The 26,976-nt window shown below is 70.7% G+C and carries 21 protein-coding genes; 9 read left to right on the top strand and 12 right to left on the bottom strand.

The features are described 5' to 3' along the window. Nucleotides 1–68: 68 nt before the first annotated feature. The 5 genes from ACFPCV_RS17555 to ACFPCV_RS17535 all read right to left on the bottom strand — a co-directional run bounded on the left by ACFPCV_RS17555 (nucleotide 69) and on the right by ACFPCV_RS17535 (nucleotide 5,566). Nucleotides 69–1,259 (bottom strand): saccharopine dehydrogenase C-terminal domain-containing protein, encoded by a 1,191-nt coding sequence (locus ACFPCV_RS17555; protein WP_378057266.1) that lies wholly within the window; start codon nucleotides 1,257–1,259, stop codon nucleotides 69–71. Then, nucleotides 1,256–2,056 (bottom strand): ABC transporter permease, encoded by an 801-nt coding sequence (locus ACFPCV_RS17550; RefSeq protein ID WP_378057265.1) that lies wholly within the window; start codon nucleotides 2,054–2,056, stop codon nucleotides 1,256–1,258. Before ACFPCV_RS17550 ends, ACFPCV_RS17555 begins: the two co-directional genes overlap by 4 nt. Continuing rightward, nucleotides 2,057–2,971 carry an ABC transporter permease gene (locus ACFPCV_RS17545; protein ID WP_378057264.1) on the bottom strand — a complete coding sequence of 305 codons (915 nt, stop codon included), beginning with the start codon at nucleotides 2,969–2,971 and terminating at the stop codon, nucleotides 2,057–2,059. It abuts the gene before it with no gap. After that, the gene (locus tag ACFPCV_RS17540) at nucleotides 2,968–4,104 is read right to left on the bottom strand and encodes an ABC transporter ATP-binding protein (RefSeq protein ID WP_378057263.1); all 1,137 of its coding nucleotides are present in this window, start codon (nucleotides 4,102–4,104) and stop codon (nucleotides 2,968–2,970) included. The genes ACFPCV_RS17545 and ACFPCV_RS17540 overlap by 4 nt, the downstream gene beginning before the upstream one ends. 247 nt (nucleotides 4,105–4,351) lie before the next feature. After that, entirely contained in the window at nucleotides 4,352–5,566 is a 1,215-nt protein-coding gene (locus tag ACFPCV_RS17535) for a polyamine ABC transporter substrate-binding protein (RefSeq protein WP_378057262.1), read from the bottom strand. Nucleotides 5,567–5,675: 109 nt separating this feature from the next. On the opposite strand from ACFPCV_RS17535, the gene ACFPCV_RS17530 reads away from it, so the two are divergent. Both ACFPCV_RS17530 and ACFPCV_RS17525 read left to right on the top strand, forming a co-directional pair. After that, a complete protein-coding gene (locus ACFPCV_RS17530; protein WP_465251563.1) occupies nucleotides 5,676–6,122 on the top strand; it encodes an Lrp/AsnC family transcriptional regulator in 447 nt (148 codons plus the stop codon). 625 nt (nucleotides 6,123–6,747) lie between these two features. Further along, nucleotides 6,748–8,100 carry an aspartate aminotransferase family protein gene (locus tag ACFPCV_RS17525; protein ID WP_378057261.1) on the top strand — a complete coding sequence of 451 codons (1,353 nt, stop codon included), beginning with the start codon at nucleotides 6,748–6,750 and terminating at the stop codon, nucleotides 8,098–8,100. Between the two features lie 3 nt (nucleotides 8,101–8,103). Here ACFPCV_RS17525 and ACFPCV_RS17520 read toward each other — a convergent pair whose 3' ends face one another. Continuing rightward, nucleotides 8,104–8,958 (bottom strand): serine/threonine-protein kinase, encoded by an 855-nt coding sequence (locus tag ACFPCV_RS17520; protein WP_378057260.1) that lies wholly within the window; start codon nucleotides 8,956–8,958, stop codon nucleotides 8,104–8,106. A gap of 82 nt (nucleotides 8,959–9,040) precedes the next feature. Here ACFPCV_RS17520 and ACFPCV_RS17515 point away from each other — a divergent pair, with 82 nt between their 5' ends. Further along, a complete protein-coding gene (locus tag ACFPCV_RS17515) occupies nucleotides 9,041–10,621 on the top strand; it encodes a phytoene desaturase family protein (protein WP_378057259.1) in 1,581 nt (526 codons plus the stop codon). A gap of 66 nt (nucleotides 10,622–10,687) precedes the next feature. Here the strand turns inward: ACFPCV_RS17515 and ACFPCV_RS17510 are convergent, their stop codons facing one another. The 6 genes from ACFPCV_RS17510 to ACFPCV_RS17485 all read right to left on the bottom strand — a co-directional run bounded on the left by ACFPCV_RS17510 (nucleotide 10,688) and on the right by ACFPCV_RS17485 (nucleotide 17,411). Continuing rightward, nucleotides 10,688–11,131, bottom strand: a complete 444-nt coding sequence (locus ACFPCV_RS17510; RefSeq protein ID WP_378057258.1) for a response regulator — start codon at nucleotides 11,129–11,131, stop codon at nucleotides 10,688–10,690. After that, the gene (locus ACFPCV_RS17505; protein ID WP_378057257.1) at nucleotides 11,124–12,671 is read right to left on the bottom strand and encodes a sensor histidine kinase; all 1,548 of its coding nucleotides are present in this window, start codon (nucleotides 12,669–12,671) and stop codon (nucleotides 11,124–11,126) included. Before ACFPCV_RS17505 ends, ACFPCV_RS17510 begins: the two co-directional genes overlap by 8 nt. Continuing rightward, nucleotides 12,664–13,839, bottom strand: a complete 1,176-nt coding sequence (locus ACFPCV_RS17500) for a PP2C family protein-serine/threonine phosphatase (protein ID WP_378057256.1) — start codon at nucleotides 13,837–13,839, stop codon at nucleotides 12,664–12,666. Before ACFPCV_RS17500 ends, ACFPCV_RS17505 begins: the two co-directional genes overlap by 8 nt. A 133-nt stretch (nucleotides 13,840–13,972) precedes the next feature. Next, nucleotides 13,973–16,243, bottom strand: coding sequence for a hypothetical protein (locus ACFPCV_RS17495; protein ID WP_378057255.1), 2,271 nt, complete (start codon nucleotides 16,241–16,243; stop codon nucleotides 13,973–13,975). 92 nt (nucleotides 16,244–16,335) lie between these two features. Further along, nucleotides 16,336–17,115 (bottom strand): alpha/beta fold hydrolase, encoded by a 780-nt coding sequence (locus tag ACFPCV_RS17490; protein WP_378057254.1) that lies wholly within the window; start codon nucleotides 17,113–17,115, stop codon nucleotides 16,336–16,338. 68 nt (nucleotides 17,116–17,183) lie between these two features. After that, nucleotides 17,184–17,411 carry a discoidin domain-containing protein gene (locus ACFPCV_RS17485; protein ID WP_378057253.1) on the bottom strand — a complete coding sequence of 76 codons (228 nt, stop codon included), beginning with the start codon at nucleotides 17,409–17,411 and terminating at the stop codon, nucleotides 17,184–17,186. Nucleotides 17,412–17,825: 414 nt separating this feature from the next. On the opposite strand from ACFPCV_RS17485, the gene ACFPCV_RS17480 reads away from it, so the two are divergent. The 6 genes from ACFPCV_RS17480 to ACFPCV_RS17455 all read left to right on the top strand — a co-directional run bounded on the left by ACFPCV_RS17480 (nucleotide 17,826) and on the right by ACFPCV_RS17455 (nucleotide 26,975). Beyond that, nucleotides 17,826–22,181 (top strand): ExeM/NucH family extracellular endonuclease, encoded by a 4,356-nt coding sequence (locus ACFPCV_RS17480; RefSeq protein WP_378057252.1) that lies wholly within the window; start codon nucleotides 17,826–17,828, stop codon nucleotides 22,179–22,181. Between the two features lie 296 nt (nucleotides 22,182–22,477). After that, the gene (locus tag ACFPCV_RS17475; RefSeq protein ID WP_378057251.1) at nucleotides 22,478–23,362 is read left to right on the top strand and encodes a TIGR03619 family F420-dependent LLM class oxidoreductase; all 885 of its coding nucleotides are present in this window, start codon (nucleotides 22,478–22,480) and stop codon (nucleotides 23,360–23,362) included. Nucleotides 23,363–23,509: 147 nt separating this feature from the next. Next, on the top strand, nucleotides 23,510–24,538 hold the full coding sequence (locus ACFPCV_RS17470) for an alpha/beta hydrolase (protein ID WP_378057250.1): 1,029 nt from the start codon (nucleotides 23,510–23,512) through the stop codon (nucleotides 24,536–24,538). Further along, complete coding sequence (locus ACFPCV_RS17465) at nucleotides 24,538–25,263, top strand: esterase family protein (RefSeq protein WP_378057249.1); 726 nt, start codon at nucleotides 24,538–24,540, stop codon at nucleotides 25,261–25,263. The genes ACFPCV_RS17470 and ACFPCV_RS17465 overlap by 1 nt, the downstream gene beginning before the upstream one ends. A gap of 11 nt (nucleotides 25,264–25,274) precedes the next feature. Beyond that, a complete protein-coding gene (locus ACFPCV_RS17460; RefSeq protein WP_378057248.1) occupies nucleotides 25,275–26,504 on the top strand; it encodes an ATP-grasp domain-containing protein in 1,230 nt (409 codons plus the stop codon). Between the two features lie 99 nt (nucleotides 26,505–26,603). Continuing rightward, on the top strand, nucleotides 26,604–26,975 hold the full coding sequence (locus ACFPCV_RS17455; protein ID WP_378057247.1) for a barstar family protein: 372 nt from the start codon (nucleotides 26,604–26,606) through the stop codon (nucleotides 26,973–26,975). Nucleotide 26,976: the final 1 nt, after the last annotated feature.

The raw sequence follows: 26,976 nt of genomic DNA, 5'->3' as shown, positions 1-26,976 counted from the left end.
CACCGGAATGTCGCTGGGGAGCCGGGCATGCGCTAGCGCGGTGTCCACCAACGTTGGTGGACACCGCGCTAGCGCATGCCCCACGGGGAGCCGTACTCGGTCAGCAGGTCCAGGAACGGGACCGCGTCGAAGGCTTCCGGGCCAAGCACCCCGGTGCCGGTCCACGCGCCCGACGCCAGCAACTCCAGCGCCACCACCGGGTTGATCGCCGTCTGCCACGCGACGGCCTGGTGCCCGTACTCGCGCATGGACCACTCGTTGTCCACCACGTGATACAGGTACACCTCCTTCGGCGCACCGGCGGGATCGAGACCGCGGACCCACGTGCCCGCGCACGTCTTGCCGCGCATGCGGGGGCCGAGACCGGCGGGATCGGGCAGGCACGCCGCCACCACGTCGCGCGGGGACACCGAGACGTCGCCGACCCGGACCGGGGTGACCGAGTCGAGGCCCAACTTGTGCAGTGTGCGCAGCACCTCGATGAACTCGTTGCCGAGGCCGTACTTGAACGTCACGCGGCCCGCCCCGACCCAGCGCGGGATCAGCAGGACCTCCTCGTGCTCCACGTTCACGCACTCGACCGGGCCGATGCCCTCCGGGAAGTCGAAGACCTCGGGCTCGGAGAACGGTTCCGTGGTGTACCAACCGCGGTCGCGTTCCCAGATCACCGGCGGGTTCAGGCATTCCTCGATGGTCGTCCAGATGGAGAACGTCGGGGCGAAGGCGTGGCCGTCGACGACCAGGTTGGCGCCGTCGCGGACGCCGATCTCCGCGATCTCGGTGAACAGGTGGTCCGCCGCGTACCTCGCGAAGACGTCGGAAAGGCCCGGTTCGACGCCGATGCCGACCAGCGCGAGGCGGCCGCGGTCCGTCCACTCCGCCGCCGCCGCGAACTGGTCGTCGCCCAGTTTCACGCCGGTGCGGGAGTACGGCGCGGAAGGGTCCGGGGTGGACAGCGACATCGCCATGTCCAGGTAGTCGGCGCCCGCCGCCAGCGCGCCGTCGAAGATCGGCATGACGAACCTGGGGTCGACCGCGTTGAACACGTGCGTGATGCCGTGGGCGCGGCACAGGTCCGCGACCGCCGCCGCCGACGAGGCGTCCACCGTGACCGACGTGAACCGGTCGTCCGGCACGCAGGCGTCCGCGCGGTCCTTCGCGTGGTCGGCGACCACATAGGACTCGAAGAACCCGCGCCTGGCCGCGATCGCGACCGCCGCCGAACCGACCGAGCCCGCGCCGATCTGCAGGACCCTCATACGAACCGCGCCTTTCGCCGTGACCGCAGTTGCACGACCACCACCAGCACGAACGCCAGCAGGAACACCGCGGTGCCGATCACGTTGACCTCCCTGGGGATCCCCCGCTGCGCGGCGCCCCACACGTACATCGGGAACGTGACCGTGGTGCCCGAGTTGAAGTTCGTGATGATGAAGTCGTCGAACGACAGCGACAGCGACAGCAGCGCCGCCGCCGCGATGCCCGGCAGCACCAGGGGAAGCGTGACGCGCCGGAAGGTCTGCCACTCGTTCGCGTACAGGTCCATCGCCGCCTCCTGCAGCCGGGGGTCGAGCCCGGCAAGGCGTGCCTTCACCGTGACGACCACGAAGGAGAGGCAGAACAGGATGTGGGCGACCACCACCGTCCAGAACCCGAGCGGCACCCGCAGCGTCACGAACAGCGCCAGCAGCGACGAGCCCATCACGACCTCGGGCGTCGCCATCGGCAGGAAGATCAACACGTTCGTGGTGGCGCGGCCGCGGAACCGGTGCCGTGCCAGGGCGAACGCCATCAGGGTGCCGAGGACCGTCGCCACCAGCGTCGCCACCAGCGCGATGCCCACACTCACGCGCAGCGCCGCACCGATCCCGGCCGCACCGAACGGGTCGGCCCAGTACTCCAGCGTCCAGTCGGGTGACAGGTCGTAGGAAAGCCGGTTCTCCGGCCGGTTGAGCGACAGCAGGAACACCACGACGATCGGCAGGAACAGGTAGGCCAGCACGAGCAGGCCCGCCGCCATCACCCAGTGGTCCGCCACCCAGCGCCAGAACCGCACTCAGACCACCTCGTCCGTCCCCGCGGCGCGGATGTAGCCGAACACCATCACGAGGATCGTCGCCATCAGCAGGAACGACAGCGCCGCCGCCTGCGGGTAGTCCAGCCGCACCAGGAACGCCGAGTCGATCACGTTGCCGATCATGTACTCGTTGGGCGTGCCGAGCAGTTCGGCGTTGATGTAGTCGCCCGCCGCCGGGATGAACGTCAGCAGTGTCCCCGCGACCACGCCGGGCATCGACAGCGGCAGCGTCACGCGCCGGAACACCGTGGCGGGCTTGGCGTAGAGGTCGCCTGCGGCCTCCACGAGCCTGCCGTCCATGCGTTCCAGGCTCGCGTACAGCGGCAGCACCATGAACGGCAGGAAGTTGTACACGAGCCCGCACACCACCGCGACCGGCGTGGCGAGCAGGCGGAAGTCGTCACCGATGATCGGCAGCGACCGGAAGAACCCGGTGACCGGGCCGTTGTCCGACAGGATCGACTTCCACGCGAGGGTGCGCACCAGGAACGTGGTGAAGAACGGGGCGATCACGCACACCAGCAGCAGGTTCCGCCACCGGCCCGCCTTCTGCGCGATGGCGTAGGCGAGCGGGTAGCCGAGCACCAGGCAGATGATCGTCGCGATGCCCGCGTACACCGCGGACCGCACGAGGTGCGGCCAGTACGTCATGACCGCGTCGGCGTAGTTGCCGAACGCGAAAGCCTGCGAGTACCCCAGTTCGAGGCTGCCGGACCGGTCGTACAGGCTGGTGCCCGCGAGCTGCACGGACGGCACCACGAAGAACAGCAGCAGCCACAACCCGCCCGGCAGGAGCAACAGGTACGGCAGCCAGCGCCTGCGGCGGCGCGCCTGCGGTGGTGGTGGCGGCGGTTCCGTTCCGGTGCCGACCGCGGTGCCGACGAACGCGGTCACGGAGCCACCCCGAGCGGGTCGGCCGAGTACTGCGCGACCTCGTCGCCCTCACCGGATGGCCGGTCCAGCACGAACGAGTGCGGCGGGTACCAGTGGGCGATCACCTCGGTGCCGGGCTGGAGGGGCTCGCCGGCCGCCGCGTTGGCGGAGAACACCGACATCTCCTGCCCCCACGGGGTCCTCAGCAGGTACTCGGTGCTCACGCCCGCGTAGCAGGTGTCGGTGAGCACGCCGCGGACCTGGTTGTGCTCGGCGGGCGCGTCCTCGCCGGGCAGCGCCAGCCGCACCTTCTCCGGACGCACCCCGAGCCACACGCGGCCGTCGGCGGAGTGCGCGCGGGCCGACGGCGCCGCGAACCGTTCGCCGTGCGCGGTCAGCAGCAGGTCGTCGCCGGCGGTGCCGGAGACCTCCGCGGCGAACAGGTTGGACTGGCCGAGGAAGTTCGCGACGAACGGGGTCGCGGGGAACTCGTAGATGTCGGTGGGCGAACCGAGCTGGCTGATGCGGCCCTCCGTCATCACCGCGACCGTGTCGGCCATCCACATCGCCTCGTCCTGGTCATGGGTGACGTGCAGGAACGTGATGCCCACCTCGGTCTGGATGCGCTTGAGCTCGATCTGCATCTGCCTGCGCAGCTTGAGGTCCAGCGCGCCGAGCGGCTCGTCGAGCAGCAGCACGCGCGGCTCGTTGACCAGTGCGCGGGCGAGCGCGATCCGCTGCTGCTGACCGCCGGAGAGCTGCGCGGGCCTGCGTTCGCCGAACGCGGGCAGCTGCACCAGCTCCAGCATCTCGGCGACCTTGTTCTTCGTGTCCTTCACACCGCGGCGCCGCAACCCGAACGCGATGTTCTCCTCGACGGTCAGGTGCGGGAACAACGCATAGCTCTGGAACACCGTGTTGACGGGCCGCCGGTACGGGCGCAGACCGGTGATGTCCTGTTCTCCCAACCGGACCGTGCCGGTCGTCAGCTCCTCGAGACCCGCGACCATGCGCAGCGTCGTGGTCTTGCCGCACCCGGAGGCGCCAAGGAGCGCGAAGAAACTGCCCTGTGGCACGGTGAGGGAGAGGTCGTCCACCGCGGTAACCGTGCCGAACCGCTTGGTCACGTTCGCCAGCACGAGGTCTGTGTTCATTGGTCGCTGCGCTCCTCCGCCAAGACGCCGCCTTCCCTCGTCACGTGCTCGGCGCCGGCGCGCCAGCGCGCGCTCCTCAGTCCAGACGACGCCCGCTCCGTCGCTCCGCTCCCGTGTCTTCTGGGGTCGCTTCGCTCCTCCGCTGAGACGCCGTCTTCCCTCGTCACGTGCTCGGCGCTGACGCGCCTGCGCGCGCTCCTCAGTCCAGACGACGCCCGCTCCGTCGCTTCGCTCCCGCCTGCCATGTCTATGCTCCGATCACCTGCTGGAAGCCCTGCTCGAAGATGCGTTCCTGCGCCTCGTTCAGCGCCATGAACACCTTCGCGGCGGACAAGGTGGACTCACTCGGGAAGATCAGCTCGTTCTCGGCCAGCTCGGGATCGATGTCGGCCATCGCGTCCTGCGCGCCCTGTACCGGGCAGATGTAGTTGACGTACGCGGCCAGTTCGGCGGCGACCTGGGGCTCGTAGTAGTAGTCCATGAGCGCCTCGGCGTTGGCCTGGTGCGTCGCGCGGTTGGGCACCTGCATGTTGTCCGACCACAGCATCACGCCGGCCTCCGGCGTCACGAACCTGATGTTCTCGTCCTCGAAGTTCAGCTGGATCACGTCACCGGACCAGCCGACACACGCGGCGATGTCGCCCTTCGCGAGGTCCTGGGCGTAGTCGTTGCCGGTGAAGCGGCGGATCTGCCCGGTGTCGACGGCACGCTGGAGCTTGTTCAGCGCCTCGTTGAACTGCTCCTCTGTGAAGTCCGAAGGGTCGTGGCCCATCTGCAGCAGGATCAGGCCGACGGTGTCGCGCATCTCCGAGAGCATCGTGACCTTGCCCCGCAGGTCCGGTCGGGTCAGCAGCTCGTCCATCGTGCGGACCTCTTTGGTGACGTTGCCGTTGTAGGCGATGCCCGCGAGACCGGTCTGCCACGGCACGGCGTACTCGGTGCCCTTGTCCCACGGGCGGCCGCGCAGGGAGGGCAGTAGGTTCGCCTCGACGTTCGGGATCCTGTCCTTCCGGAGCGGCTGCACCCAGCCGAGCCGGATCATCCGCGCCGCCATCCAGTCGGTGAGGACGATGATGTCCCGGTCGATGGACTGGCACGTGGAGAGCTGGTTGCGGATCTTGCCGAAGAACTCGTTGTTGTCGTTGACGTCCTCGGTGTACGTCACGTCGATGCCCGACCGGGCGGCGAACGCGTCCAGTGTCGGGCGCACCGACTCGTCGTCCTCCGCGACGTCGATGTAGAGGGGCCAGTTGGAGATGGCGAGTTTCCTGTCGCCGGCGGACTCGTCCGCGCTACGGCACGCGGCGGGGTCCTGGCGGGTGCCCGGCATGCCACAGCTGGTGGCCGCCAGGGCGGTGGCGGCCACCAGACCACGCAGGACAGTCCTGCGGGTCGTGCGGGTCCGTCCCGCCAGCAGTGCCGTCGCCTCCGGGGAGAGCGACGTAGGCGCCCTGGTTCGCATGGCGACTGATATTGACACGGCGACCCCGTATGGACAAGGGATTCCGTTGTCACAGTCGCGTTGCGCGACGAATTGCGTAAGACTCATCGCCGTAACACGGGAGGACTGAATGGCGGATCTGGACGACGTCTCGAAGGCGATCATCGAGCAGCTGCAGGAGGACGGCCGCAGGCCGTACGCCACGATCGGGCGCGCGGTGGGACTGTCCGAGGCGGCCGTGCGCCAGCGGGTGCAGCGACTGCTCGACGCCGGCGTGATGCAGATCGTGGCGGTGACCGATCCGCTGCAGCTCGGCTTCCCTCGCCAGGCGATGGTCGGTGTGCGCACGACCGGCGACCTCGAACAGACCGCCGACCTGCTGGCCGAGATCCCCGAGGTCGACTACGTGGTGATCACGGCCGGCTCGTTCGACCTGCTCGCCGAGGTCGTCGCGAAGGGCGACGACCACCTGCTGGAGATCCTCAAGCAGATCCGCGCGGTGCCCGGCGTGCTCACGACCGAGGCGTTCATGTACCTGAAGCTGCGGAAGCAGACCTACTCCTGGGGCACCACGTGAACACCCACCAAGGCTCCCGACCCACGTCACACCTACGCGGGCGCCCGACGAGGCTGGACCGATGCCGTGAAAGGCGCGTTCACGGCACAACGAGCGCCGTCAATGGGCCGTTCAGGGCGCCCAGCGCCCTGAACGCGCCTTTCACGGCATTGCCAACGCCGTCAACGCGCCTTTCACAGCACCAAAGCCCCGGGCGCTCCGCGCCCAGGCCCCGCGAAGCGGGGCCGCAACCCCATGCAACCCCGACGGTGGCGCAAGCCCACCACCAAGGGGCTCCCTGCCATCCCGTCGACCTGGCGTAGCCCGATCACGCCGTGTCAAGGGGGGCCGGAAGCCCGAATCACACCAGGCACGAATCGGTCCCCCTTGGTGCGGTGTGATAGCCCGTAGGGAGGTCGACGAGATGGCAGGCAGACCCGCACAACCGCAGCCGAACTGCCCTCCGCCACCCCGGAGACCTGCCCGTCCGGCGAGGACAAACCCACAACGCCAACCGAAACCCGACCGATCCGACCAGCACACGACGACCGACTCACAGCAACCCTAGTGCGGATTTCGTCGCCAGAGCGGCATCTCACAGGCGCAATCACTTGCCGCAGCGCGGTTGATGTGCGGTAATCGAAGCATGTCCGACAACCTCTGGATGCACTTCACCCGCATGTCGTCCTACGCGGACTCCCCCGTACCGACGATCGCGCGCGGTGCGGGCCCCTACGTGTGGGACACGAACGGCAAGCGGTACCTCGACGGGCTGTCCGGGCTGTTCGTCGTCCAGGCGGGCCACGGCCGGGAGGAGCTGGCGGAGGCGGCCGCCAAGCAGGCCCGCGAGCTGGCCTACTTCCCCATCTGGTCCTATGCCCACCCGAAGGCGGTCGAGCTGGCGGAGCGGCTCGCGACGCTGACGCCGGGCGACCTCAACCAGGTCTTCTTCACCACCGGCGGCTCGGAGGCCGTCGAGACCGCGTGGAAACTCGCCCGCGCCTACTTCAAGCTGGTCGGCAAGCCGACCAAACACAAGGTCATCTCCCGCGCGATCGCCTACCACGGCACCTCCATGGGCGCGTTGTCGATCACCGGCCTGCCCGGGCTGAAGGCCGACTTCGAACCACTGGTGCCCTCGACGATCCGGGTGCCGAACACGAACCTGTACCGCGCGCCGGAGGGCACCGCGGGGCCGGACGGCACGGACGCCGAGGCGTTCGGCCGGTGGGCCGCCGACCGCATCGAGGAGGCGATCCTCTTCGAGGGCGCGGACACCATCGCCGCGGTCTACCTCGAACCGGTGCAGAACGCGGGTGGCTGCTTCCCGCCCCCTCCCGGCTACTTCCAGCGGGTGCGCGAGATCTGCGACCGGCACGACGTGCTGCTCGTGTCCGACGAGGTCATCTGCGCGTTCGGGCGGCTCGGCGAGTACTTCGGCGCCACCCGGTACGGCTACCAGCCCGACATCATCACCTGCGCGAAGGGTCTGACCAGCGGGTACGTGCCGCTCGGCGCGGCGCTGATCAGCGACCGGATCGCGGAGCCGTTCCGGCACGGCGCCAACACGTTCGCACACGGCGTCACGTTCGGCGGGCACCCGGTGGCGAGCGCGGTGGCGCTGGCGAACCTCGACCTGTTCGTCCGCGAGGACCTCAACGCGCACGTGCGCCGCAACACCGGCCTGTTCCGGTCCTACCTGGAGCGGCTGAACGACCTGCCGATCGTCGGCGACGTCCGCGGCGACGGCTACTTCTTCGGCATCGAACTGGTCAAGGACAAGGCCACGAAGGAGACGTTCGACGACGCGGAGTCGGAGCGGCTGCTGCGCGGCTACCTGTCCAAGGCGTTGTTCGACGCGGGTCTGTACTGCCGCGCGGACGACCGCGGCGACCCGGTCGTGCAGCTGGCGCCGCCACTCACCTGCGAGGAACCGCAGTTCGCCGAGATCGAGGAGATCCTGCGCGCGGTGCTTTCCGAGGCGTGGCAACGCCTGTAGCGATCAGAACAGCGCGCTGCAGGCCGCGCTCATGATGGTCTCGAACCGGGACCGGCGGCGCACGCATCCGGGCAGTGGCACGTGTTCGCCCGCCTCCAGTGCGCGGAGCACGGTGGCGCAGGCCGCGGCGGTCGGCCGCCGCGCCGGTTCGATCGCGGTCATCGCGGTCAGCAGCGAGCGCCACGTCCGCCCCCACACGGCAGGCACCTTCGGCGGGTGCACGAGCCGTGCCATCGCCGCCTCCGGACCGTCGCCGGGGTACTCGGTCTCCCCGGTGAGGCTCTCCAGCAGGACCAGCCCGAGGGAGTACACGTCCGCCGCCGGGCCGACCTCGCCGTAGCCGATCTGTTCTGGCGCGAGATAGCCCGCGGTGCCGACGAAGTCCGGTGCGGGACGGTCACCGGTCAGCGCGATCCCGAAGTCGGCGAGGTAGCACTCGCCAACGGAGTCGAAGAGCAGGTTCTCCGGCTTGACGTCCCGGTGCACGACGTCCTCACTGTGCACATAGGTCAGCACGGACGCGACGGTGGCGCCGATCTCGGCCACCCGGTCGGGCGCCAGCGGTCCGCTGTCGAGCCGGTCACGCAAGGTGCCGCCGGACGCGAGCTGCAGCACCAGGAACGGCCGTTGTCCGTCGAACCCGATGTCGTAGAGCCGCAACAGTCCGGGGTGGGACAGTCCGGCGAGGAGCTCGGCCTCGTCGAGAATGTGCCTGCGGCGGCGGATCGTGCGGCACCGCTTGAGCGCCACCTGTCGTCGCAGCCGGAGGTCGCTCGCCTCGAACACGTCGGCCATGCCTCCCCCGCCGAGCCGGGGGCCCAGCCGGTAGCGATGGTCGATGATCGTGGTCGTGGACACGATCTCCGAGTACCCGGCGCCGTCACGTGGAAACCTGCGGGATACGGGGTAGTCGCCTACAGGATGCGAGGAGGCGCTGGTCATGGAGGTGTTCGACGCGATCGTGGTCGGTGCGGGACACAACGGGCTCGTCGCCGCGAACGTGCTCGCGGACGCCGGCTGGCGGGTGCTGGTGTGCGAGGCCACCGACGCACCGGGCGGCGCCGTGCAGTCCGCCGAGCTGGTCGCGCCGGGATACGTGGCCGACCTGTGCAGTGCGTTCTACCCGCTGGCGGCCGCCTCCCCCGCGCTGCTGTCGTTGCGGCTGGAGGAGCACGGACTGCGGTGGCGGCACGCGCCCGCCGTGCTCGCGCACGCGTTTCCCGACGGCAGGCACGTGGTGCTGCACCGGGACGTCGAGGAGACCGCGAAGGCGGTGGCCGAGTTCGCGGCCGCCGACGCCGACGCGTGGCACGCGGAGTTCGCGCAGTGGCTGCGGATCCGGGACGACGTGCTCGCCGCGATCCTGTCGCCTTTCCCACCGGTCCGCGCCGGGGCACGCCTCGCGCGGACGCTCGGCCCCGGCGAGCTGCTGCGGTTCACGCGCAGGGCGCTGCTGCCGGTGCGGGTGATGGCAGGCGAGCGGTTCGCGGGCGACGGCGCGCGCACGCTGTTCGCCGGCAACGCGATGCACACCGACCTCGGCCCGGACAACACCGGTTCCGGGATCTTCGGGTGGTTGCTCACGATGCTCGCCCAGGAAGTCGGGTTCCCGGTGCCGGAAGGCGGTGCCGGGCAGCTCACGGCGGCGCTCGTGCGACGGCTGTCCACGAAGGACGCCAGGGTGGACCTGGGGCGGCCGGTCACGTCCGTGGTGGTCGGGAACGGACAGGCGCTCGGGGTGCGGGACGCGGCGGGAGAGGTGGTGCGGGCGCGACGGGCGGTGCTCGCGGACGTGCCCGCGCCGGTGCTGTACCGGGAACTGGTCGGCGAGTCGCACCTGCCTGCGCGGCTGGTGGCCGACCTGGACACGTTCCACTGGGACGACGCGACGATCAAGGTGGACTGGGCGCTGTCCGGACCGATCCCGTGGTCGGCGCACGCGGTGCGCGGGGCGGGCACCGTGCACCTTGGCGCGGACGTCGACGGGCTCGCCGGGATCGCGAACGACCTCGCCTGCGGCCGGGTGCCGCGCAACCCGTTCCTGCTGCTCGGACAGATGACCACCGCCGACCCGGCCCGCTCACCGGCGGGCACCGAGTCGGTGTGGGCCTACACGCACGTTCCGCGTGGCCAGACCTGGTCACCGTCGCTGCTGAAGCGGCGCGCCGACCGGATCGAGCAGGTCGTCGAGGACCAGGCCCCCGGCTTCCGGTCGCTGATCGCCGGACGGGTGATCTCGGGCCCGGCCGAACTGGCGGCGCACGACCCGAGCCTGGTCGAGGGCGCGATCAACGCGGGCACGGCCGCGATCCACCAGCAACTGGTGTTCCGCCCCGTGCCCGGCCTCGGCCGCGCCGACACGGTGGTCGACCGGCTGTACCTGGCGGGCGCGGCAGCCCATCCCGGCGGCGGCGTACACGGCGCGCCGGGCGCGAACGCCGCACAGGCGGCGCTGGCCCGCGAGAGGATCCCCGGCTACCGGAACGCCATCGCGAAGGCACACAAGCTGCTCTACCGCTGACCAGCCGCCCGCCAGCGAAGCGAGCGCCGACATACCGGACGTCCAAGATGGAGTCCGGCAGTTCGATCAACCCGGTAGCTTCACCACCGTCACGAAGAAGTCGTCGATCTGGCGGATCACGTCGATGAACCGGTCGAAGTCCACCGGCTTGCTCACGTACGCGTTGGCGTGCAACGTGTAGCTGCGGATGATGTCCTCCTCCGCCTCGGAGGTCGTCAGCACCACCACGGGGATCACGCGCAGATCGGGGTCGGCCTTCAGTTCGGCGAGGACCTGCCTGCCATCGCGGCGCGGGAGGTTGAGGTCCAGCAGGATGAGGCCCGGCCGCGGCGCGTCCGCGTACTCGCCCTCGCGCCGCAGGAACTGCAGCGCCTCCTCGCCGTCCCGCACCACGTGCAGGTGGTTGCGGAGCTTGTGGTGCTCGAACGCCTCGCGCGTCATCAGTACGTCGCCGTCGTCGTCCTCGACGAGCAGCACGTCGATCACGTCGAGCGGGGTCGGGTCAGTCATCGCTGTCCTTGTCTTGATCGATGTCGGCCTCGATCACCGGGAGAGTGAAACAGAAGCGGGAGCCGGATTCCACGCTCGTGTCCAGCCAAATCGTGCCGCCGTGGTATTCGATGATCTTCCGGCACATCGCGAGCCCGATCCCGGTGCCAGGGTAGTCGGCCTTGTTGTGCAGGCGCTGGAAGATCACGAAGATGCGGTCCGCGTACTCGGGGTCGATGCCGATGCCGTTGTCGGCGACGGCGAACTCCCAGAAGTCGCCGTCGCGGCGCGCCGTGATCCACACCTTCGGTGGTTCCTCGCCCCGGAACTTGAGCGCGTTGCCGATCAGGTTCTGGAACACGGCCGTGAGCAGCGGCACCTCGGCCGACACGGTCGGCAGGTCCTCGTGGTCCACGGTCGCGCCGGTCCGTTCGATCGCGTCCGCGAGGTTCGCGAGCGCCTGCTCCAGCACCGCGTCGCAGGACACCGTGACCGGCTCGCGCACGATCCGGCCGACCCGGCTGAACGCGAGCAGGTCGTTGATCAGGATCTGCATGCGCTTCGCGCCGTCGACCGCGAACGCGATGTACTGGTCGGCCCGCTCGTCGAGCTTGCCCTTGTACCTGCGTTCGAGCAGCTGGCAGAAGCTCGCCACCTTCCGCAGCGGCTCCTGCAGGTCGTGGGAGGCGATGTAGGCGAACTGCTCCAGCTCGGCGTTCGACCGCTCCAGGTCCGTGGTCCGCGTGTCCAGCTCGGCGTGCGCGACCCGCACCGCGGACAGGTCGGACAGGATCCGTTCCCGCATCACGTTCACGTCCGCGCCGAGCTCACGCAGCTCACGGGGGCCGCTCTGGCCGACCGGGTGGTCGAAGTCGCCGAGGGAGACCTGCCGGACCTCCTCGGCGAGCCGGGAGATGGGCCGGATCGCCGCGCGTCGCAGACCGAACGCGAGCAGCGCGATGACCACCGCGAACGCGGCCGCGATGCCGATCAGCACCCCGTTCACCGAGCTCTCGGCGGACTCGAGGGTGCCGGTCGCCTCCTGCCTGGCGTTGTTGAGGTCGGCGTCGAGCACCGCGAGCGCCTCGCGCACCGGGTCGAACAGCGCCTGGCCCTGCTCGACGGTCATCGTCGGCGGCGCGTCCGGGCCGCTCGCGATCTCGGCGATCGTGGGCTGGGCGTAGTCGGTCCGCCACGCGTCCGCGTGCTCGACGACCCGCGTGAGGTCGGCGCTGGTCTTCGGCATCCCGGCGAGCAGGCGCTGGAGCTGCTCGATCGTGTCGTGCTGCTTCCGCAGGCCCGCCGTGTACGGGTTCAGCACGTTCTCGTCGGCGCCGAGCACGTAGCCGCGCAGGCCGGTCTCCTGGTCGATGAGCGCCGCCTCGAGCCGCAGCGCCTGCTGCATGGCGGGGTCGATGCGCCGGACGACGGTGTCGCGGGCGTGGCCGAGGTTGTTCATGGCCATCCCGCCGACGATCACGGCTGCCAGCAGGAACAACGCCAGCGCGGCGAGGCTGACGATGATGATGCGGCGCAGCGGCCAGCGCGACGCGTCAGCCATTGCTCAGCGCCACCACGGCCATGTCGTCGTCGAGGTCGCCGCCGTTGAGCTCGCGCACCGTGTTGATCACGTGGTCGAGCAGCCCCTCGTCCCGCAGACCGTCCACGCTGCCGGCATGGACCAGCTCGATCAGGCCGTCGACGTCGAGCCGTCTGCGTTCGTCGCCGACCCGGCCCTCGATGAGGCCGTCGGTGTACATCAGTACCGTCCACTTCTCGCCGAGCTCGACCTCACAGCTGGGCCAGCGGCGGCCGTCGCCGACGCCGACCGGGGTGCGGACGGGTGCCTTCAGCTCCCGCACGTCCGAGCCGGTGATCAGCAGCGGCGGCGGGTGGCCGACGAGGTGCAGGGTGCCGGAGGTGCGGTCCGGGTCGATGGACAGCATGCAGAGCGTGGTGAACAGGTTGGCCTGGTAACGCTCGTGGGTGAACACCTGGTTCACGACCGAGAGCACCTCCGTCGACGGGCGGGCGGACAGCACCATCGTCCGCCACGCGACGCGCATCGACACACCGAGCGCGGCCTCGTCGGGGCCGTGGCCGCAGACGTCGCCGACGACCGCGTGCACGTAGCCGTCGGCGGTCTGGACCACGTCGTAGAAGTCGCCGCCGAGCAGGAGCCGCTGCCCGCCCGGTGAGTAGCGCGTGGTGACCCGCAACCCCTGGTCGTCCACGATCGGTGTCGGCAGCAGGCCGCGTTCGAGGCGGCCGTTCTCCTCGGCGTAGATCTGGGCGTCGCGCAGCTGCCGCTGCAGCGAGTCGGACCGCTCGCGCTCGACGGCGTAGCGGATCACCCGGTCGAGCAGGTGCCCGTCGACCTGGCCCTTGACGAGGTAGTCCTGCGCGCCGAGGCGGACCGCCTCCTCGCCGAGGTACTCGTCGGAGAGGCCGGTGAGCACCACGACGGCGATCGACGGCACGTGCTCCTGCAGCCAGCGCAGTCCGTCCAGCTCGTGGGTGTCCGGGAGCCCGAGGTCGAGCAGCACGCACGCGGTGTCGGGCACGGCCGCCTTCGCCTCGGTGAGCGTGCGGACGCGCTGCAGATCCACCGCCGCGCCGGACTCGAGCAGGAGCTCCTCAACGAGGAACGCGTCACCGTCGTCGTCCTCGATCAGCAGCACCCGCGTCGGCGCGGGTCTTTCTCGTGCCCCGCTGAGTGCACCAACCATGTCCTGGCCTGCTCGTCCCTCGCTCCCCGGTGCCGACCACGGACGGTCGATACGGTCTGCCCATCTTAGTCAGAACCGGCGCGGGGGCCGGAACGAGCGACACGCAGGGTGTGCCAGGCGCGGGGAGGCCAGGTCAGGGTGGGCTCTTTCCCGTGTGTCGCACGGCAGCCGGGTTCCCGCGGGGGTACGGCGCGGTCAGTTCGGCCAGCGCCTGGTCCCACGCCGGTTCGAGGCTGTAGAAGCTGTGGCGGCGCATGGCGAGGCGGGGCGCGGACTCGCCGTCGGCAGGCCACGGGTCGAGCAGCCGCCACTCGGTGCCACAGCGGCGGATGCCGGTGACCGGGTCGGTCTCGTCGTCGGTGAGCACCCCGTCGGCACCGAGGCGGCAGGAGCGGAACCCGCCCTCGTCGGTGCGGTCCCAGCTGAGCACCGGGCCGCCGACCGGGTCGGTCTCCCGGTACAGCGACACCCACTGGTGGTGCAGCACGTCGTTGTGCAGCCAGCACAGGAACGGGTGGTTGACGTACGCGGGGAACGCCCGCGCGTAGGCGACCTGCAGCTGCGACCCGAACGTCAGCAGGGCGACCCGCTGCCGGTACCCCGGCGCGAGCCGGGTCAGCGCGGCCGCCGCGATCAGGCTGCCCTGGCTGTGCCCGGCGAGCACCACGAACCTGGCTGGGCCCGCGACGTGCCACTCGACGCGCCTGCGCAGGTCGTCGATCACCTTCGGGGAGTACGGCGGCGGCATGAGCGGGTGCACGGCGGCGGGCCAGAACGCGATCACGTCCCAGACCACGCAGGCGCCGCGGCGGACGGCGCTGTCGCCGACCGCGCGGCGGCCGAGGTAGACGAGGAAGACGCCGAGCAGCAACAGGGCCACGGTGCCGACGGTCACCGCGTCGATGCCGGGCAGGTCGCGGCAGTCGGACAGCGGGGTGCCGCCGGGACGGCACACGGTCGTGCCGAGGTCATCCCACGACTCGACCACCGCGGCGGCCGTGAGCACCGTGCCCGTCCCCGCGACGGTGATCGCGATCCAGTGCACTGAGAACTTCAGCCGCGCGAGCCACCACGCGCGGGCCACACCGGCGAGCTTCTCCTCCGGCAGCTGCCTGGTGTCCGCCGACGCGCGCGCGAGCCTGCGGAACTTCTTGGTGGACAACCACATCCACCCCGCGAGCACCAGCGCGAGCAGCAGCCCGACACCGACGGCGACCCCGGCGCCGTAGGCGATCCGCAGGTGGGACACCGGCAGCGCCATCGCGTCGGGCGCACCCGGCGGGCGCAGCAGCCGCAGCACGCCGTAGGCGAGCGCGGCGGTGAACCCGACGCCGAGGAACAGGCCGAGCGCGGCGACCACGGGCCCGGCCATGCCACCGAGGAAAGGACGGAAGGGTTTGGGCGGCTCGGGTTTCCCGGTGCGCAGCGCCAGCACCGCCGCGGCCACGACGAGCACCAGCAGCGCGGCCAACGCGAGACCGGAGGTCCACCTGCCCAGGTCTGCGATGCCCGGGAGCACGCCGCGCCGGGCGGCCGGGAACTCGGGCACGGCGAGCATCGTCGCCACCGCGGCGACCAGCAGCGCCACCGCGACAGCCAGCACGGCGCCGGGCAGCCGGGTGACGAAGAAGGCCCGCAGCCACCCCCGGGTGCCAGCCGGGTCGCCGACCAGCGCGGTGTGGACGACCGTCCACGGCAGCAGCACCAGCGCCGCCCAGTACGGCCAGCCTGCGCCGCCGTGCTCGCGGGCGAGCGCCCCGGCGAGGAACGACAGCACGGTCAGCCCCGCGGCCAGGTGCAGGTGCCGCAGCCCGGGCACGTCACCGTCGCCCCGGTAGAACTCGCCGCCCGCGAGCCCGGTCACCTCGGCGGCGTCCGGCAGCGCGGCGCTGTCCGGGACGGACCTCCTCGGCCCGCCGATGAACCGGATCACCAGCAGGGCCACGACCACCACGGCGAACGCACCCGCCAGCCACCAGCGCGGGTCACCGGAACGCGGCGCCGCCCCGGTCCACTGCCAGGCGAACAGGTCGACGGCGGCCTGCGCGAGGCTGAGCACGACGAGCGCGGTCAGTGCGAGCGCGAGCACCCGCAGCGCGGCGCGGGCCACGACCCGTGCCGCGGCGCCCTTTCCGGCGGGGAGCATGAAGTAGGCCGCGTTCACCAGCCCGAACGGGATGAGCGCGAGCCACAGCGCCTGCCGCCACGTGCCCGACGTCAGCGGTCCCCAGTGGTAGCCCTCGACGATGTGGCCGTCGACGGCGCGGACCTCGTTCCCCGCGCTGTCGACGGGCCGGAAGAAGCGGCCGTCCACGTCACCCGCGACCTGCTTCACCAGCGGACGGTCGAGCATGTCCACCGGCGGCGTGCCGCTCACCCCGTGGACGCGCAGTTCCACGAACATGTAACGAGGTCGTCACGGACGGTGAGAACGTTACGGGGCAGGGCGAGATCGCGCGTCGGCGTGGCCGTGGGCCGCGCCGGAGCCGGGTGTGGTCAACCGGTGAGGTGTGCGAGCACGAGTGGGCTCGCGACGTGCCGGAACTCCTCGAAGTAGGCGTGTCGCGCGCCGGGGATGAGGTGCAGGCGCGCGTCCGGTACCCGGTCGGCGATCAGTGGCGCGTTGGCGGCCGGGTTGAAGACGTCGTCGGCGCCGTGGACCACCAGTGTCGGCGCGGTGATCTCGGGGAGGGCGTCCCAGCCGTCGTGTTCCCTGCTGGCGGTGAAGTGGCCGCGCCGCGCGTGCGGCGGCATGGCCCGGTCGCCGAGCGTGGTGAACGGGCCGTGGTGGGTGGCGAGCCAGTCCGGGGTGTACATGAGTTCCAGCAGGGCCGCCCTGGCCTTCGCGGCGTCCCGCTGCGCGAGTGACCTGCCGACCTCGGCACCGCGCTCGATCCCGTGCGCGCCGCCCGGTGAGGTGCAGCCGAGTACCAGTCCGCGTACCCGGCCGGGGTGGTCGGCGGCGAACCACTGCGCGATCCGGCCACCCATCGACGTGCCGTACACGTGCGCCCGTTCGACCCCCATGTCGTCGAGGATCGCGCGCACGTCGGCCGCGAAGCCGCGCGTGCTGTAGCCGGTCTCGGGCTTGTCGCTGTCGCCGGTGCCGCGGTGGTCGAACACGACGGTGCGGAAGCGCGCGTCGAAGTCCGGGCGCGGCACGTCCCACCAGTGGTGGTTGTTGGCCTGCCCGGCGATGAGCACGAGCACGTCGTCCCCGGCGCCGTTGACCTCGTAGTACAGGGACGCGCCGTCGTCGGTCCTCGCGAAACTCACGGGTGCGACGGTAGTGGTTACCCGGCCGGGGGCAGACGACGCCGGCTGCCCCCCGGCCGGGTACTCGCTCAGGAGCCGAGGACGGCAAACTCCCAGAGCGAGTAGCCCCACTGGGTGGCGCGTTGAGTGCCGTGCACGCGCACGTACCGGGCGGTCGCGTTCACCTCGGACTCGTCGGCGCCACCGTCCGAAGTGGTCGTCGAGTACACCGTGCGCCAAGTGGAGTTGTTGTCCGACAACTGGATCTGGTACGCGCGGCCGTTCGCGACAAGGAGTGCCTTGGCAACGATGCGCACGACTCGGTCCTCTCTCGGCGCAGGGGTGGGATCCGAAAGAGACAGCAGGTGTTTCACAAGCAGTTAACATCCGAGGTCTCGACATCGTCAAGCGCCCATTCGGTCGTCATGAACGAGAAAGTTCCGACCAGAGATCGGACGTCTACCGCGTCCACGACAAGATCGGCCGCAGCCGGAAAACGAACCCGTTACGCCGTTCGGCATATTCGAAAACGTCCGGGAAGAATGACGCGAGCCGTTACGGTGACAATCCGCACATACCGCCCGGTAACCGGGCGTATCCAGATGACTCCGTTGTGTGCCAAGGCTTTTCAGAACGCAGCTAACAATCGCGCAACGTACATCTGCGCGCATTTTTCTCGACACCCTCGACACCTAGGCTCCGGCAGGTTCTATCCGCCTGATGGAGGCCAGATGCCCAGTAGCAGACGTGTCCGTTCGCTCCAAGTCGTCGGAGCGCTGACCGCGATCGCCACGATCGCCGCGGTCGGCTCATCGCCGGCACAGGCGGCGGAACCGACCGCCCCGTTCCTCAGTGAGATCCACTACGACAACGTCGGAACGGACACCGGCGAGGCGCTGGAGATCGAGGCCCCCGCCGGCTTCGACCTCTCCGGCTGGCAGCTCGCCCTGTACAACGGCAACGGCGGTGCGGTGTACAACACCCGCACGCTGTCCGGCGCCGTCGGCGAGGCAGGCGTGGTCGTCGAGACCTACCCGACCGACGGCCTCCAGAACGGCTCCCCCGACGCCGTCGCGCTCGTCCGCCCGGACGGCACGGTCGCGGAGTTCCTCTCCTACGAGGGCCCGCTGACCGCCAACGGTGGTCCCGCGAACGGCACCACCGCCACCGACATCGGCGTCGCCGAGGGCTCGGCCACCCCGGTTGGCCACTCGCTGCAGAAGGTCGAGGGCACGTGGCGCGCCGCGGCCCAGAACACCTTCGGCACCCGCAACTCCGGCGGCGGCGGTGACCCCGACCCCGACCCGGTCGGCTGCGACATCGCCGTCACCAACACCATCGCGGAGGTGCAGGGCACCACCGACGCCTCCCCGCTGTCCGGCAGCCAGGTCGTCATCGAGGGCGTCGTCACCGCCGACCACAGCAGCGGCGGCTACAACGGTGTCCACGTCCAGACCGCGGGCTCCGGCGACCGCGCCCCCTCGGCCGGCACCGCCTCCGACGGTGTCTTCGTCTACCTGACGACCAACGCCGCCAACCACCCGGCCGTCGCCGTCGGCGACCAGGTGCGCGTGCGTGGTGTGGTCAGCGAGTTCAACGGGCTGACCGAGGTCACCATCGGCGCCAAGGCCGACTTCCAGGTGTGTGCGCACGACGCGTCCCTGCCCACGCCCGCCCCGCTGACGCTGCCGCTCGACCCCGCCGCGCGCGAGTCGGTCGAGTCGATGCTCGTCGCGCCGGTCGGCGACTTCACGGTCTCCGAGGTCTACAACACCAACCGCTACGGCGAGGTCGTGCTCGCCGGGGGTGACCAGGCCGCGCCGATCCCGACCGACCTGTTCCGCCCCGGCACCCCGGAGGCGCAGGCACAGGCGCAGGAGAACAAACTCCGGCGCGTGCTGCTGGACGACGGCTCCACCACCAACCTGGCCACGGCGGGCCAGCTCCCGCCGTACGTCTACCCGGACGCGCCGCTGCGGGTGGGTGACCAGGTGGAGGCGTTCGCGCCCGCCGTGCTGTCCTACGGGTTCAACGAGTGGCGGCTGCAGCCGACCACCCCGGTGACCGCGACGACCCCGGAGCCGCAGCGGACCACGTTCAAGTCGACCAACCCGCGCACCCCGGCGCCCGCGGCGGTCGGCGGCGACATCAAGGTCGCGAGCTTCAACGTGCTCAACTACTTCGTCCACTTCGGCGGCGACGCCCGCGGCGCGGACGACGAGGCCGGTCTCGCCAGGCAGGAAGCGAAGATCGTCTCCGCGATCACCGCGCTGGACGCCGACGTGATCGCCCTCGAGGAGATCGAGAACTCGGCCCGGTTCGCGGCGAACGACCCGCAGATGGCGCTCAAGCGCCTGGTCGACGCCCTGAACGCCGAGGAAGGCTCCGGTACGTGGGACTACGTGCGTTCGCCCGCGAACGCACCGCCCGCCGCGCAGCAGGACTTCATCACGACCGCGATCATCTTCAAGCCCGGCGCGGTGACCCCGTCCGGCGACGCGCAGACGATCAACGACGAGACGGTGTGGTTCAACGCGCGTGAGCCGCTCGCGCAGACGTTCACCGCCGGCCAGGTCACGTTCACCGTGGTGGCCAACCACTTCAAGTCCAAGTCCGCGTCCGGCGACCCGACCGGCGACAACGCCGACACCGGTGACGGGCAGGGCGCCTACAACGGTGACCGGGTCCGGCAGGCCCGGTCGCTGACCGCGTTCGTCGACGCGCTGAAGACGTCCTCGGGCAGCGACGACGTGCTGCTGCTCGGCGACTTCAACGCCTACACGCAGGAAGACCCGATGCGGGTCCTGCGCGACGCGGCGTTCGAGGACGTCACCGACGGTGCGGCCAGCTACGTGTTCGGCGGCGAGTCCGGTTCGCTGGACCACGCGGTCGCGACGCCGTCGCTCGCGGCCAGGGTGACCGGTGTGGACACCTGGCAGATCAACTCGCACGAGTCGTTCGCGTTCCAGTACGACGGCCACCCGGCCTTCTACGACGCGGGCCCGTACCGGGCGAGTGACCACAACCCGAAGGTGATCGGGCTGAACACCGGCGCGATCGGGCCGGTGGACCTGCAGATCCTGGGCATCAACGACTTCCACGGCCGCCTCGAGCCGCCGTCGGCGGGCGTCGGTGGCGCCGCCCAGCTCGCGGGGCTCGTCGACCAGCTGCGGGAGGAGAACCCCAACACGCTGTTCCTGTCGGCCGGTGACAACATCGGCGCGTCGACGTTCGTCTCGGCGATCGACGACGACAACCCGACGCTCGACGCGCTGAACCTCATGGGGCTCGACGCGGCCGCGGTCGGCAACCACGAGTTCGACAAGGGGTTCGCGGACCTGACCGGCCGGGTGACCGACCGGGCCGACTTCCCGTACCTCGGCGCGAACGTGTACCGCGGTGACGAGCGGGTGCTGCCCGCCTACGACGTCCAGACCGTGGCCGGTGTGCGCGTCGGCATCGTCGGTGTCGTGACCGAGCAGACGGCGTCGCTGGTGAGCCCCGACGGGATCGCGGGCCTGACGTTCCGCGACCCGGTGGCCGAGGCGGAGGGCGTTGCCTCGGCACTGAAGGACGGCGACGCGGCCAACGGTGAGGCCGACGTGGTCGTGCTGCTGGCGCACGAGGGTGCGGCGACCGAGAACATCGGTTCCGTCGAGGACCTGCTGTCCGACCCGGTGTTCGGCGAGTTCATGAACATCAGCGCGGACGTCGACGCGATCATGTCCGGCCACACGCACCAGCCCTACGCGTTCGAGGCGCCGGTGCCGGGCACGGACCGGACCCGGCCGGTGCTGCAGGCCGAGGACTACGGCACGAAGCTGGGCAAGGTCACGCTGTCGATCGACCCGGCGACCAAAACGGTCGTCTCGTCGGACGCCGCGCTGATCGACGTGACCGGCGCACCGAGTGACCCCGAGGTCGCCGCGCTGGTCGCGCAGGCCAAGGCGAACGCCGAGGAGCTGGGCAAGCAGCCGCTCGGCTCGATCACGGCCGACATCACGCGGGCGTTCACCCCGGCCGGTGCCGAGGACCGCGGGTCGGAGTCGGTGCTCGGCAACTTCGTCGCCGACGTGCAGCTGGCGGGCACCAACGATCCTGGCCGGGGCGGGGCGCAGATCGCGTTCATGAACCCGGGCGGGCTGCGGTCGGACCTGCTGCACGCACCGGACGGCGTGGTGACCTACGCCGAGGCGTTCTCGGTGCAGCCGTTCTCCAACGACGTGGTGACCATGTCGTACACGGGTGCGCAGATCAAGCAGGTGCTGGAGGAGCAGTGGCAGCCGGCAGGCGCGTCGCGGCCGAAGCTGCACCTGGGTGTCTCGCAGGGCTTCACCTACACCTACCTGCCGGACAACCCGGCGGGGCAGCGCATCACGTCGATGTCGCTCAACGGTCAGCCGATCGATCCGGCTGCGACCTACCGGGTGACGGTGAACTCGTTCCTGGCCTCGGGTGGCGACAACTTCTTCACCCTCGCCGAGGGCACGGACCCGGCCACGACGGGCGACAACGACCTGACGATGCTGACCGCGTACATCGGTGCCAACTCGCCGATCACCGCGGACCCGGCGCCGAGGTCGTCGATCGGCGAGCCGGGCCCGTCCTGCGACACGACGATCACGGGCATGCGGTTCGGCCCGGTCACCGTCTCGTCCGGACTGACCTGTGTGGACGGTGCCACGATCCTCGGTCCGGTCACGGTGCGCCCCGGCGCGTCGCTGGTCGTGACCGGTGGCCTGGTCGCGGGACCGGTGACGGCGACCCGTCCCGAACTGTTCGAGATGACCGGCACGCGGGTCTTCGGCCCGGTGACGGTGACCGGCGCGACCGGCGCGGTGGTGCTGGCCGAGGCGAAGGTCACCGGCCCCGTCTCACTGGCGACCAACAAGGCGGGCGTGCGGCTCGACACGTCGAAGGTGACCGGCCCGGTGACGCTGATCGGCAACACGGGCGGGGAGGCGGTCGTTGCGGGCAACACGATCACCGGCCCGCTCGCGTGCGCGGCCAACAACCCGCCGCCTGGCAACGACGACAGGAAGAACACCGTGCGCGGCCCGGCCTCGGGCCAGTGCGCGAAGCTCTGAGCGAGTGAGGGAAGGCCCGTCCGGACGTGTCCGGGCGGGCCTTCCCTCATGAGGCATGGTCGGTGGTGATCGCCGGTCACGTCGGGCTAGGTCCGGTCTGGTTTGGGTTCGGGTCTGCCTGCCCCTTTCGGGTGGGCTTGCGCCACCGTCAGGGTTGCGCAGGATGGGCCCGCTTCGCGGCGCCGTTGGCAATGCCCTGAAAGGCGCGTTTAGGGCGCTGAGCACCCTAAACGCGCCTTTCAGGGCACTTGTTGCCGTGAACGCACTTCACGGAAGCAATCATCTAGGTTGGGGGCATGAGGATCGGGCTTGGGGCGCCGGTGTCCGGCGCGTGGGCGTCGCCGGAGACGATCGCCAGGGTGGCGGTGCGGGCCGAAGAGCTGGGCTACGACTCGTTGTGGACGTTCCAGCGGTTGCTCGTCGGGGTGGACGACCGGCTCGACGCCGTCTACCAGAGTGTGCTGGACCCGTTGCTGCCGTTGGCTTTCGCGGCCGCGCACACGTCCCGCATCCGGCTTGGGGTGGCGCTTGTGAACCTGCCGTTCGTCTCGCCGGTGTACCTCGCCAAGCAGGCGGCGACCCTCGACGTGCTGTCCGGCGGCCGATTCGACCTCGGGCTCGGCGTCGGCTGGTCCCCCACCGAGTTCACGGCCACCGGCGCGGACAAGGCCCGGCGCGGCGCTCGTGCCGAGGAGTACGTCCGCGTGCTGCACACGCTCTGGCGCGACGACCCGGCGAGCTTCGACGGCGAGTTCTACACGGTGCCGCCGAGCCGGATGCGTCCCCGGCCGGTGCAGCCGGGCGGTCCGCCGATTCTCCTCGGCGGGGTCGTGGCGCCCGCGCTGGAGCGGGCGGGCAGGCTGGCGGCGGGCTGGATGAGCCGCAGCGCCACCGACCTGGACCGCATCGGCGAGGACATCGCGGTCGTGCGGCGGGCCGCAGCCGACCAGGAGCGGGTCCGGATCGTGGTGCGCGGGGTGGTGCGGCCGGGCCGGCGGGACGGCAGGCTCACCGGCACTCCCGACGAGATCCGCGCGGACGTCGCGTGGCTTGGCGAGCAGGGCGTCACGGAGCTGTACTACGACCTGAACTGGCACGACGGCATCGGAAACCCCGACGTGGCCCCGGAATCCGCGACCGGCCTTGCGATGGAGATCATCGAGGCGCTCGCGCCCGGCTGAGCAACCGGGCCGGGGACCACGTGACGGATCATGGCCGGCCGCTCACCGCGCGGGGGCAGCGGCCGGGAGCGCGTCTCGACGGCGCCCTTGACTTCTCGTGCGGCCGGTGGTTTCGATGGGTCGGTGATCACCGAGACGGAGCCGCATGTGACCGACGACTCCGTCACGTTCCGGTTGCCCGACGCCGAGTCGGCGCTGGCCGGCACCCGGTTGCTGCCCGCGCTGTCACTTCCCGGCACCGACCTGGACTTCACCTTCGCCGACGGGCTGTGGCGCCTCGCGCTGCCCCGCCCGCCGGTCCACCGCATGGAGTACCGGTTCCGGCTGCGCCACCCCGGCGGGCAGGACGAGGAGATCTGCGACCCGGCCAACCCGCTGCGCGCCCCCGGTGCGTTCGGCGACAAGTCGGTCGTCGAGTTCCCCGGCTACACACCACCGAAATGGCTGGTCGCCGACCGCGCGCCCGGCGAGGTGGCCGACCTCGCGGTGCCCGCGCCACTGCTCGGCGGGGAGATCGCCGTACGTGTCTGGTCACCGGCGCCCGCGGCCGAGCCGCTGCCGCTGCTCGTGGCGCACGACGGTCCCGAGTACGACCGGCTCGCCGACCTGACCGGGTACGCCGCCGCGATGATCGCCACCGGGGAGCTGCCGCCCTTCCGGGTCGCGCTGCTCGCCCCGGGGGACCGCGACGACGAGTACGCCGCCAACCCCCGGTACGCGGCGACACTGCACCAGCGCGTCCTGCCGCTGCTGCGCGCGACGGTCGCGGTCACCGGGCCGGTGGCCGGCATGGGCGCGAGCCTGGGCGGGCTCGCCATGCTGCACGCGCAGCGGGCGCTGCCCGGCCTGTTCGGCGGGCTGTTCCTGCAGTCGGCGTCGTTCCTGACCGTGGACCTCGACCCGCAGGAACAGCACCGGTTCAGCCGGTTCGGGCAGGTCAGCGTGTATGTGGCGGACGTGCTGCGCACGGTGCCGCACGAGGCCGTGCCGGTGGTCATGACGTGCGGCACGGCGGAGGAGAACCTCGCGAACAACCGGCAGATGGCCGCCACCCTCGCCAAACAGGGCTACGACGTGCGGCTGGACGAGGTGCCCGACTCGCACAACTACGTCGCGTGGCGCGACGCGTTCGACCCCGCGCTCACCGGGCTGCTCCGCGCGGTCTGGGGCCGCTGATGCGCCGCGACCAGTACGAGCTCGGCGGCGGCACCGTCATCGCGTACGGGCACTACGGCAGACCCTTCCTCGTGTTCCCCTCCGAGCAGGGCCGGGCGTGGGACTTCGAGGCAGGCGGCATGCTCGACGGGGTCGCGCCGCTGATCGACGAGGGCCGGGTCAAGCTGTACTGCGTCGACTCGCACGACGCGGCGTCCTGGTCGAACCCGTCGGTCCCGCTGGAGCAGCGCGCACAGCAGCACGGCGTGTACGAGTCATGGATCCTGGACGACGTCCTGCCCGCCATCCACCGCGACTGCGGCGGGTACACCGAGGTCGCGACGCTCGGCTGCTCGCTCGGCGCGTTCCACGCGGTGCTGTTCGCGCTGCGCCGCGCGGACCTGTTCCCGCTGGCCATCGGCATGTCGGGCAACTACGACCCGTCGACGTGGAACGGCTGGGGCGAGCGCGGCGAGGCCGCGTACTTCACCAACCCCGTCGACTTCGTGCCGAACCTGAACGGCGGCCACCTCGACTGGCTGCGGTCGCGCCTCTCGGTGCTGCTGGTCGTCGGCCAGGGCCAGTGGGAGGACACGACCGGCTCCCTGCACTCCACCCAGGCGTTCGCGAACCTGCTGCACGACAAGGGTCTGCGCTGCGAGCTGGACGTGTGGGGCCACGACGTGCCGCACGACTGGCCGTCATGGCGGGCGCAGCTCGCCCACCACCTGCCCCGCTTCTGTTGACGGAGGAACACGTGGACCGTACGGAACACCTGCTCGGTCTCCTGCTGGGCACCGAGGAGGACTGGCCGCGCGCGTTCGAGGAGCTGGTGCGGCGCCTTGGCCCGGTGCGCGCGGACGGGGCCGACCACACGCTGCGCACCGAGCGGATCACGATCGAACCGTTCGACCTGCGTGCCAAACCGAGGTACGACCTCGTGATCGACCGGCTCGCGTACTGGTACTACGTGCCGCGCGAGTGGCTGAAGAAGATCGCGCTGATGGACGACGTGTACCTGCTGAACAGCCCGTTCACGTTCCAGTCGATGGAGAAGCACGCCGCGTACTGCGCGATGATCCGGCTGGGCCTCAAGGTGCCCGAAACGTGGCTGGTGCCGTACAAGAACCCGGTCGACAACGCCCGCTACGCCTACACCGCGGCGAAGTACAACCAGCCGTTCGACCTCGACGACATCGCCGCGCGGATCGGCTATCCGATGTACATGAAGCCCTACGACGGTGGCGCGTGGCGCGGCGTGTCCCGCGTCAGGGACCGGGCGGCCCTGCACAGGGCGTACGACGAGTCCGGCGAGATGCTGATGCACCTGCAGGCGTCGGTCGAGGGCTTCGACGTGTTCGCGCGGTCGCTGACGATCGGCCCGGACAGCATGGTGATGCGCTTCCAGCCCGACGAGCCGATGCACCACCGGTACGCGGTGGACCACGCCTTCCTCTCACCGGCGGCCGGCGAGGAGGTGCTGACGATCTCGCGGCTGATCAACGCGTTCTTCCGGTGGGAGTTCAACTCGTGCGAGAGCCTCGTGGTCGACGGGTCGGTGCACCCGATCGACTACGCGAACGCGTGCCCGGACATCTCGATCACCTCGCTGCACTACTACTTCCCGTGGGCGATCGGCTCACTGCTGAAGTGGTCGGCGTTCTGCGCGGTGTCGGGCCGCACGCCGAGGCTGGACCTGGACACCCGCGCGTACTTCGCGGTCGCCGACTCGGACCGGTCCTACGACGAGAAGCTGACCGAGTACCGCAAGCTCGCCGACGACTACTTCGAAACCGAGCGCTACCACGACTTCTGCGCGACGTCGCTGTCGCACGTCGATGACCTGGTGCGGGACTGGGTGGTGTCCCCGGCCTTCGACGAGTTACTGGTGTCGACCGTGCGGTCGACCTACCCGGTGCCCGAGCACGACCGGTTCGTCGCGCACTTCCGCGGCCTGCTGGGGTTGTGGGTGGACGAGAACGCCTGAGGGGAACCTGAAGTTCACCTCTCTTGCCGATCTTCGCCATGTCCTGACAAGGTGCGGGCGCGACACTACAGCGAATTCCACCGGCTGTGAGGAGTTCCTGTGACGACGCCCGTCCACTGGTTGACGGTGACCACTGCCCCGGCCACCGTCGGCATGGACGGGCGTGCCTGCCGGACCCGCGCCGCCTTCTTCGCGGAGGCGGCGCGGGCACTGGGTGTCCCGGTGCCCGCCGGACCCGGCTGGGACGTACTGGCCGATGCGGTGCGTGGCCTCGGCGCCGTGGACGTGGTCGTGGCACACGCCGAGGAACTGCTCGCCGACGAACCGCCCGCGCAGTTCGCCGTGCTGCTCGACATCGCCGCCGCCGCCGCGCCGGAGGGCCTCACGCTGACGCTGAACACCGGCCAGGACCACGAGACCGCGCTACGGCACCGGATCGCGAACGCGCTGGTCCTGCTCCCCGGGGTCTGAC

Source organism: Actinophytocola glycyrrhizae (assembly GCF_042653545.1).
GTDB classification, from domain to species: domain Bacteria; phylum Actinomycetota; class Actinomycetes; order Mycobacteriales; family Pseudonocardiaceae; genus Actinophytocola; species Actinophytocola glycyrrhizae.
The sequence above is the reverse complement of the archived record's forward strand: the minus strand, read 5'-3'. Positions and strand labels throughout refer to the sequence as shown.